Annotated in this window: 9 protein-coding genes and 1 tRNA gene; 2 read left to right on the forward strand and 8 right to left on the reverse strand. The window is 58.4% G+C overall.

Translation table 11 applies throughout. The annotated features are described in order from the left end of the window. Positions 1–336: 336 nt before the first annotated feature. The 5 genes from WCE46_RS04320 to hemB are packed head-to-tail and all read right to left on the reverse strand — an operon-like array spanning position 337 to position 4,650. A complete protein-coding gene (locus tag WCE46_RS04320; RefSeq protein ID WP_424732469.1) occupies positions 337–798 on the reverse strand; it encodes a phosphate-starvation-inducible PsiE family protein in 462 nt (153 codons plus the stop codon). Next, positions 795–1,556: a uroporphyrinogen-III C-methyltransferase gene (cobA, locus tag WCE46_RS04325; protein WP_424732470.1), complete on the reverse strand. Its 762-nt coding sequence runs from the start codon at positions 1,554–1,556 to the stop codon at positions 795–797. Before cobA ends, WCE46_RS04320 begins: the two co-directional genes overlap by 4 nt. Then, positions 1,546–2,436 (reverse strand): hydroxymethylbilane synthase, encoded by an 891-nt coding sequence (gene hemC / locus WCE46_RS04330; RefSeq protein ID WP_424732471.1) that lies wholly within the window; start codon positions 2,434–2,436, stop codon positions 1,546–1,548. Before hemC ends, cobA begins: the two co-directional genes overlap by 11 nt. Further along, entirely contained in the window at positions 2,433–3,674 is a 1,242-nt protein-coding gene (hemL, locus tag WCE46_RS04335; RefSeq protein WP_424732472.1) for a glutamate-1-semialdehyde 2,1-aminomutase, read from the reverse strand. The genes hemC and hemL overlap by 4 nt, the downstream gene beginning before the upstream one ends. A gap of 1 nt (position 3,675) precedes the next feature. Then, positions 3,676–4,650 (reverse strand): porphobilinogen synthase, encoded by a 975-nt coding sequence (gene hemB, locus WCE46_RS04340; RefSeq protein ID WP_424732473.1) that lies wholly within the window; start codon positions 4,648–4,650, stop codon positions 3,676–3,678. Positions 4,651–4,796: 146 nt separating this feature from the next. Here hemB and WCE46_RS04345 point away from each other — a divergent pair, with 146 nt between their 5' ends. Beyond that, the gene (locus WCE46_RS04345) at positions 4,797–5,453 is read left to right on the forward strand and encodes a hypothetical protein (protein ID WP_424732474.1); all 657 of its coding nucleotides are present in this window, start codon (positions 4,797–4,799) and stop codon (positions 5,451–5,453) included. 49 nt (positions 5,454–5,502) lie between these two features. Here WCE46_RS04345 and WCE46_RS04350 read toward each other — a convergent pair whose 3' ends face one another. The 3 genes from WCE46_RS04350 to WCE46_RS04360 are packed head-to-tail and all read right to left on the reverse strand — an operon-like array spanning position 5,503 to position 7,917. Continuing rightward, on the reverse strand, positions 5,503–5,970 hold the full coding sequence (locus tag WCE46_RS04350) for a GNAT family N-acetyltransferase (RefSeq protein WP_424732475.1): 468 nt from the start codon (positions 5,968–5,970) through the stop codon (positions 5,503–5,505). A gap of 41 nt (positions 5,971–6,011) precedes the next feature. Continuing rightward, positions 6,012–7,298, reverse strand: a complete 1,287-nt coding sequence (hemA, locus tag WCE46_RS04355) for a glutamyl-tRNA reductase (RefSeq protein WP_424732476.1) — start codon at positions 7,296–7,298, stop codon at positions 6,012–6,014. Then, entirely contained in the window at positions 7,291–7,917 is a 627-nt protein-coding gene (locus WCE46_RS04360) for a precorrin-2 dehydrogenase/sirohydrochlorin ferrochelatase family protein (protein ID WP_424732477.1), read from the reverse strand. The genes hemA and WCE46_RS04360 overlap by 8 nt, the downstream gene beginning before the upstream one ends. A gap of 198 nt (positions 7,918–8,115) precedes the next feature. Here WCE46_RS04360 and WCE46_RS04365 point away from each other — a divergent pair. Beyond that, positions 8,116–8,187: transfer RNA gene (locus WCE46_RS04365), tRNA-Gly, on the forward strand.

Raw genomic sequence — 8,187 nt, forward strand, 5'->3', positions numbered from 1 at the left:
TGGCACCTGACGGTTTCTGGCGGGAGGGTAAAAAATCAGCCCCGAACGTAACCTGATTATTTTGACCCGTTTTTGGTTGTGAGCATTTTTGCATTTGTGGGTAATGACTGCTCTGCACGGGGATGCGAGAGCGATTCTCCCTAAGATCTCCGCTGTGCTCAATGATATTGGAGAAAAACCCGGATTTTTAAAAAATCCGTACCTCCGGCAGATACCGGTATCGGAAAAGCCGGATATCAACAATGGGTTTTTGTGGCCGGTAAAAATGGATATGACGGTTTTTTCTGCGTGCCGTATCACCCGGAATTGCCGGCACCAGAATTTCTGTCAGGGATTTTACTCGGTCTGAGGTGGTTTTACTTCCGGGGGCTTTACAAGTCCGCTCCCGATCGCGATGCCAGCCTTCCTGATCAGGTAGTACGAAGCAGCGAGCCCGACGATAAGGATCCCAAGGCCAATGAGTTCCACTCCGTCAGGAGGGCTCTGCGGATTAAGCAGGATCACTTTCCGCGCAATTGCGATGATCGCAAGGAGCACCACGACTTCGACGTGGATCACATTCTCAACAATATAGGCTTTCATCGTGTCCAGCAGTTCTACCGCGATGAGTACGAGTAAAAAACCACCGAGAGCCGTGGACAGTTCTAAACTGTCCAGGTTAAATGCCGGTGACGGCTTCAGGGCGTTCCAGAGAGACCAGAACATCTGGCCGATCGCAAAGACAAGGACAATAACAAGAAATGCAATAAGCAGTATGTAGACCAGTTTTTCAAAACGGTTGATAAATTTCAGCATCATGCACCTTCATACGGGATCAGATCCGGTTGCCGGGGATCGTAGAGCCAGACCACATCGCCGATAACAATGACTGCCGGCGGTTTCACACCGGCCTGTGCAGCGATATCGCCGATGGTTGTAAGCGGCCCGGTCGTGACCCGGCGATCCCTGCGCAGGCCCCGTTCGATGATGGCAACCGGTGTTTCCCCGGATTTGCCGTTTGCAATCAGGGCCCGGGCGATATTTTTGAGGTTTGCCACACCCATCAGGATCACAATCGTGCCGCGTCCCTGCGCGAGCAGTTTCCAGTCAAGTGCCGGTTCGGGTTTTGTCGGGTCCTCGTGGCCGGTCAGGATCGTTACCTGCGAGGCATACTTGCGGTGCGTGACCGGAATGCCGACCGATGCAGGCACGGCAAGCGCACTCGTGACACCCGGAACCATCTCAACCTCGATACCAGCAGCCCGCAGGGTCTCAATCTCCTCCCCGCCCCGGCCAAAGAGAAATGGGTCGCCACCTTTAAGCCGGACAATATTTTTCCCTTTTTTTGCCCGGTCGACCATCTGGGCTTCGATCTCGTGCTGCTCAAGGATGTGCCGGCCGCCAAATTTTCCGCAATCGATCTTTTCGGCTTTTTTTGGGAGGGATGAGAGGATCTCCTCACCGGGCAGCTGGTCGTAGAAGATGACCTCTGCCGCGTCGATGATCTCTGCTGCCCGCTGGGTCAAAAGGCCCGTGCCGCCCGGGCCGGAACCCACAAGAAAAACTTTACCGGTCATAAGAAATTCCGAGTGTCTGGTACGCTTCTGCGATCAGGTCGCCGGCCCGTGCCCGCAGGGCATCTCCCTGTGCCCGCGCCTCATCGATGGTCTCTACATTTTTCTCGATACGTTCGGTCCGTTTCCCGTCAAGGGAAAGGACTTCGGCAATCAGGTGCCCGCCCTTGCAGTAAATACCCATGGGCGTAAAGCACCCTGCGCCCACCTGCTCCATCACCGCCCGTTCGATCGCTACGTCTTTACGGGTTCCGGAATGATCAATCGCGGAGAGTACTTCCATGAGTGAGGGATCGGCTTTACTTACGACAGCGATCGTGCCCTGGTTGGGAGAGGGGACGAATTTTTCGGGGGGCAGGCGATCACCCGGGATCCGGATCCCAAGCCTTGTAAGGCCGGCCTCGGCAAGGACGATCGCGTTGTACTGCCCTTCGCTGAGTTTCTTTAACCTCGTGTCCACGTTTCCCCGCAGGTCGTTTATGGTGAGACAAGGATCATGGCGCAGGAGCTGGGCCTTCCTCCGGGTTGAAGAGGTACCGATTATTTTTATCGCGGACATCGACCCGGAATAGGCAAGGTAATCGGCGGGAGAGTCGCGGAGAAGGATCGCGGAGGTGAACAGACCTGACGGGCGGATCGCGGGGATGTCCTTCATGCTGTGCACCGCACAATCGATCTCGTTATTGAGGATCGCGTCATCAAGCGCCCGGACAAAGACACCCTGCTTCCCAATCTCGTGGAGCGGGACACCGGTGACCTCGTCCCCTTGAGTGCTGATAATCTTCTGCTCGACCTCAATCCCGAGTGCCGCCAGTTTCTTGCAGACAGTCGCGGTCTGGGCAAGCGCAAGTTTGCTGCCCCGGGTGCCGATCCTCACCGTCATGCGGTGTACCCCCCGCAGATGGCTTCAAGGTTTTCTTTCGTATGTGCCACTGATAGGAAATTGGTCTCGAACTGGGAGGGCGGGAGGAAGATACCGCGTGCGAGCATCTTCTGCCAGAACCGGGTAAAGGCCGCCGTGTCGCACTCTTTTACTTCGGTGTAGTTCTGCGGTGCCTTGCTCCTGAAGAAATACTTGAACATCGAGGCGATCCTGACAAACGAGCCCCCGGTTTTTCCTTTCCCGGCAAGTGACTCTTCGATCCCCCGGGTCTTTTCCTCAAGGTCTGCATAGGTTGCGGGATGGTCGTGCAGCCAGCGGATCGTCGCAATCCCGGCTGTGAGTGAAAGAGGGTTTCCCGAGAATGTGCCGGCCTGGTAGACCGGGCCCTGCGGTGCGACAAGCGACATGATCTCGCGTTTCCCGCAGAATGCCCCGATGGGAAGACCGCCGCCGATGATCTTCCCGAGGGTTGTGAGATCCGGCCTGACGCCGAATTTTACCTGGGCGCCGCCAATGCCGAGCCGGTAGCCGGTGATCACCTCATCGAAGATCAAAAGGACATCGTGGGCTTTTGTGATCTCCCGGATATCTTTTAAGTAGCCGTCCTTCGGGATCACCGGCCCGATGTTCCCGAGCACCGGTTCGATAATGAGCGCGGCGACATCGGTATTTTTTGCAAGCAGGGTTTCGAGCGCTTCAGGATCGTTGTAGGGCAGCTGCCGGGTGTGGGCGACGAGATCGCGGAGCACACCGGCAGAGTCGGGGACGCCCATCGTGGTCGCACCGGATCCGGCTTTCACGAGCACGGCATCGTGGGCACCATGGAACCCCCCTTCGATCTTCACGATATCGGATTTGCCGGTAAAGCCCCGGGCAAGCCGGATCGCGGCCATCGTCGCCTCGGATCCGCTCGACACGAACCTGACCATGTCCATACCCGGGTGGTCCCCGGTGATGAGCCGGGCAAACTCCGGCTCCTCCGGGATCGGCGTGCCGTACAGCCAGCCCTTTTCGAGCCGGGCGGCAATCGCTTTTTTTATTTCCGGGTGGGCGTGGCCAAGGAGAAGAGGACCGTAGGCCATGCAGCAGTCGATGAGAGTTGTGCCATCGACTGTGGTAAGATGTGACCCTTCTGCACGGGCCGTGTAAAAAGGATATGGTTTGATTGCCCGGACCGGGCTTGAGACGCCGCCGGGCATCAGGGTTTTTGCCTGCTCGAAAAGATCCTGGCTCTTCATGTCAGAGCCACCCGCACACATCACAGGCAAAATAGGTGATGATAAGATCGGCTCCCGCACGCTTGATGCAGGTCAGGCTTTCAAGGACGGTTTCTTTCTCTTTTATCCAGCCACGTTCGGCAGCGGCCTTGATCATGGAATACTCCCCGCTCACCTGGTACCCGGCAACCGGGAGGCCGAGCGTTGCGATCTCTGCAAGGACATCGAGATAGGGGCCGGCGGGTTTTACCATCAGGATATCGGCGCCTTCCTCCATGTCAAGTTGGGATTCGAGGTATGCCTCGCGGCCGTTTGCCGGGTTCATCTGGTACGTGCTGCGGTCGCCAAACGAGAAACCAGACTCTGCGGCCTCCCGGAACGGGCCGTACAGGGCGGATGAGAATTTGGTCGAGTACGACATGATAAGCACGTCCTCGTACCCCTCGGCATCGAGCGCAGTCCTGATGGACCGGACCATGCCGTCAAGCATGCAGGACGGGGCGACAATATCCGCACCGGCTTCCGCGTGGCTTATCGCAATCCGGTTCATGAGGAGCAGGGACTCGTCATTTAAGAGTTCCTTTTCCCCGCAGCGTGTCCCGCCCACGATCCCGCAGTGCCCGTGGCTAGTATACTCGCAGGCACAGACATCGGTGATGACGACCATTTTCGGGTATGCTGCCTTGATCCGCCGGACTGCCTGCTGCACGATCCCGTCGGCATCATACGCGCTCGTTGCCGCATCATCCTTGTGGGCCGGTATGCCAAAGAGGAGAACGGCCCGGATACCCCGCTCCCACATCTTCCCGGCAATGCCGGCGATCCCGTCAACCGGGTACCGGAACTGCCCGGGCATGGACTCGATCGGTCTTGGGGTCGTGGTGGTCTCATCAACAAAAAGGGGGGCGACGAGATCGTTTTTGGTCAGGGTCGTCTCACACAAAAGCGGTTGGACATTGCGGGACCTTACCCGCCTCATTCGTCGCTCTGGAAACATGCGCACCGTACCTCGGACGTTGATGATTACAGATTGCAGATGCATCGTATTTATGGTTATATTATCCGGGAGAGCGGCAAGGGCAGGTCATGCCGGAAAAACGGGCAGGCAATATATTTCCCGTACCGGGGTGCAACCTTACAGGTATGCAGAGATCCATTGTTTTCGGATTATGCCTGATTGTCTGTGCCGCCATTCTTGGTGCCGGATGCATGTCCTTATCCGGTGCAGGGAGTGCTCCCGCTGCCGGTACTGTGACACCGGTCCCGTCAGCGAATGTTTCGCTTGCCCTGCTCGCCATCGCACCTGCCGATGTGCCGGCCGGCTATACGCTTGTCTCGGCCCGGCAGAAATCGGCTGACGAGATGAGCACGCTTGCAAAAGATCTCGGGTGGCAGCAGGGATATGTTGTCATCTATTCCACACCGGTGAACAGTACGGGCGGGCCGACGACCATCACCCAGACCCTCACGGTGTATTCCAATAAGAGCACATCCGATATGGTCTCCCTTATTTATTCAAACGAGCAGCAGCAGAAGGGACTCGTCTTCTCCGATCTCGCACAGCCCGCAACCGGCGCCAACACCCGGGCCTTCTCCGCGGTGCCGGTCAATGCGACACCCACGGCTATTTCCGGCATGACAGCCTTTGCAGAAAGTACCGGGACCGCCCCGGAAGAAGGCTATATGGAGGTTATTTTTGGCAAGGATACCGTCACTGAAGTGATCCGGATGACCGGCCCCGGTGCGCAGTACGACACGCTCAAATCCCTTGCAGAGACGGCATACGCAAAATCCGGCTGATACCAAACCGGGGAAAATACTTTTTTTAATTGCCGCGAAAGCGGCTGGTTCAGGCAGTCCGCTTCATCACGAACCGGTCTTCGCTTTCACCAAAATAGCCGCGTGCAAGGGATGCCTGCACGAACCCTTCCTGGTGGTACAGCCGCACAGCCGGTTCATTTTTTGGGGAGACCGTAATGGAGATGGTTGTTACCGACCGACCGTGTAGCACACCGCAGATGGCCCGAAGGAGCATGGTCCCGATCCCCCGGTGCCGGAACCCGTCTTTTACCATCATGCGGAGGATCCATGCCTGCCCGGGATCGTCCTGAACGATAAGGCCGACAGTAAACCCGACCACAGTCGTCCCGGATACTGCCACAAGAAACGTCGCAGGAGCGAGCGCTCCCATCTGGCGGACAAAGACCGCTGACCGGTAGGGTTCATGCACACCGGCGGATTCCAGTCCGCTCACTTCAGAAAAATCTTCGTCCCGGTAGGGCCTGATCAGGAGTTCGGGTGTTTCAGGTGCCGGCATGATATCGGATCCCGTGTCTTCGTTTGTCCCGGCCGGGCCTGTTACTCCGGGACGTCCCGTGTTTCGGGAGGCGTTATGACCATACCTCCCCGGGTGAGGGCCTGGACGAGCGCTTCTGCGGCACTGCGATCGCCCTCCTCGGCGCACGCACGGATGGATGCGGTCGCATCCGTCAGGATCTTTTTGGTGAGCACCCGGGAGAGGTCGTCAATCACTTCAGCGGTCTTCTCGTCGGCCCCGCCCAGCCGGGCAAGCGCCTTGTCCCGCTCGCGCACCCTGACTGCCTCTGCCCAGCTGTGCAGGGCGGCGATGCAGTCATCGGCCGCTCTCCGGTGCAGCTGGCGAATGAACAGTTCGAGTTCCTCGCTGACATATGCCGTGGCCCGTTCTGCCTCGGCCCTGCGGGTGCTCATGGTCTGTTCGTTAACTTCACGCAGGTTGTCCATCGTAAAGAGCCGGACACCATCGATGGTGCCGGCCCCCTCCTCGACATCCCGGGGCTGGGCAATGTCGATTAAGATAAGCGGGCGGGGGTGGCCTTCGATCGGCCAGCACCGATCCCGCATCGCCTCCTTTAATTCTATCTTGTGGATGACCGGGTGCGGCGCAGAGGTGCACGAGATCACGACATCCGAGAGGGTGATGTAGTGGTACAGCTCGTTGAGCCGGACGGCTTTGCCGCCGATCTTCTCCGCGAGCTTGACCGCCCGCCCGTACGTGCGGTTCGCGACATACATAGCGGTCAGGTGTTTTGCCGCAAGTGCCTGGGCCACGAGAAGCCCCATCTCGCCGCTGCCGATCACAAGGATGTGCCGGCCCTCAAGTGTCCCAAGTTCGGACTCGGCAAGGAGGACTGCGGCGGAGCCAACCGAGACAGCGCCCCGGTTGATCTGCGTGCGCTTCCGTACTCCGACTCCCACATGCACGGCCTTGTTGATGCAGAGTTCGAGAAAACTGCTCGCGGTGCCGGCTTCCTCTGCATCGGCGAGCGCCTTCTTGAGCTGCCCGATGATCTGGTCTTCGCCTACGATCATCGATTCGATGCCGGCTGCAAGCGAGAGGAGGTGGCGGAGCGCGTCCCGGCCTTCGAGCAGGAAAAATCCCGACCTGCCCTGACCGTCGAGGAAGTCCCGGAGCGTCCCGGCATCGCCTTCGACAATAACCTCGACCCGGTTGCAGGTCTGGAGGAGGAGCACGCCGCTAAACCTCCTCGCCGCGGCTTCAAGGAATGCCGGCTCGTCCCCGAACCGGAAGTTTTCGAGCGCGATGACATCAGCGGTGTGATGGCTGACGCCGGCAATTGCGATCCTTGCTACCGGTTCAGTCATGAAGGTACCTCTCGCTCACATCTTCCCATGCACGTTCAGGAGATTTTTTAAGAAGCGTCCAGACCAGTTTGTCGTTGAGCACCGCGGTGAGGATCCGCCGCCGCTCTGCCTGCGTGACTGGCCGGTCTTTCAGGGTCTCCCGCAGCCGGTGCTGGAGCTCGATCATGGCATCGAGCGAGGGGTATCGCCTTTCGATATCCTGCCTGAGGAACCGGGAGACCGCCGGGCTCTCGCCCCCGGTGCTGATCGCGATCGTGTAATGCGCTCCCATCGTCATCGCCGGGATGATAACATCGCCGGGCTCGCCGTCCGCGTTGTTGAAGAGCACGCCGTGTTCCTGGCAGAGCGCCCCGATCCGGTTGTTCTCAGTCTTGTCGGAGAGCGCCGCGATGACAAGGAACGTATTTTCAATGATCGTATGGAGCTCGGCATCCGTTGCCGTGCGGGTGTCGAGCGCGTAGACCTGGACCGGCAGCGCCTTTATGGCCGGGGTAAACTTCCTGCTGACCACGAGGACCTCTGCCTCGTTTGCAAAATGCCCGGCTTTGCGTGCCGCTACCTCTCCCCCGCCGAATATGACGACCTGCTTTCCCGTGCACTCCACGAAGAGAGGTATCATTGATCAATAGATAGAGCGATAGCGTTACATTAAGATATGGCATCCGGATCCGGGCCGGGGCAGTTGCAGTACTCTGCTGGTGGGCTCATGCCACCACACTTCCCGCACAACGGGGGAGCAGCCCGGCAAATACGCTCATTTTGAGTCCAGAGTTCGATATACTTAAATCGTTTGAGTACCCACACTTTAGAGCGCATTGCGCCGATAGTGTAGTGGTTATCACTAGGCGTTGCCAACGCCTAAACCCGGGTTCGAGTCCCGGTCGGCGCA

The sequence above is a fragment of the Methanoregula sp. genome, assembly GCF_049690535.1.
Classification (GTDB): domain Archaea; phylum Halobacteriota; class Methanomicrobia; order Methanomicrobiales; family Methanospirillaceae; genus Methanoregula.

Excerpts from the sequence above, each read along its gene's own strand:
- hemL (WP_424732472.1), bottom strand. The coding sequence starts at position 3,674 with ATGAAGAGCCAGGATCTTTTCGAGCAGGCAAAAACCCTGATGCCCGGC.
- hemB (WP_424732473.1), bottom strand. The coding sequence starts at position 4,650 with ATGTTTCCAGAGCGACGAATGAGGCGGGTAAGGTCCCGCAATGTCCAA.
- hemC (WP_424732471.1), bottom strand. The coding sequence starts at position 2,436 with ATGACGGTGAGGATCGGCACCCGGGGCAGCAAACTTGCGCTTGCCCAG.
- WCE46_RS04360 (WP_424732477.1), bottom strand. The coding sequence starts at position 7,917 with ATGATACCTCTCTTCGTGGAGTGCACGGGAAAGCAGGTCGTCATATTC.
- hemA (WP_424732476.1), bottom strand. The coding sequence starts at position 7,298 with ATGACTGAACCGGTAGCAAGGATCGCAATTGCCGGCGTCAGCCATCAC.
- WCE46_RS04350 (WP_424732475.1), bottom strand. The coding sequence starts at position 5,970 with ATGCCGGCACCTGAAACACCCGAACTCCTGATCAGGCCCTACCGGGAC.
- WCE46_RS04320 (WP_424732469.1), bottom strand. The coding sequence starts at position 798 with ATGATGCTGAAATTTATCAACCGTTTTGAAAAACTGGTCTACATACTG.
- WCE46_RS04345 (WP_424732474.1), top strand. The coding sequence starts at position 4,797 with ATGCAGAGATCCATTGTTTTCGGATTATGCCTGATTGTCTGTGCCGCC.
- cobA (WP_424732470.1), bottom strand. The coding sequence starts at position 1,556 with ATGACCGGTAAAGTTTTTCTTGTGGGTTCCGGCCCGGGCGGCACGGGC.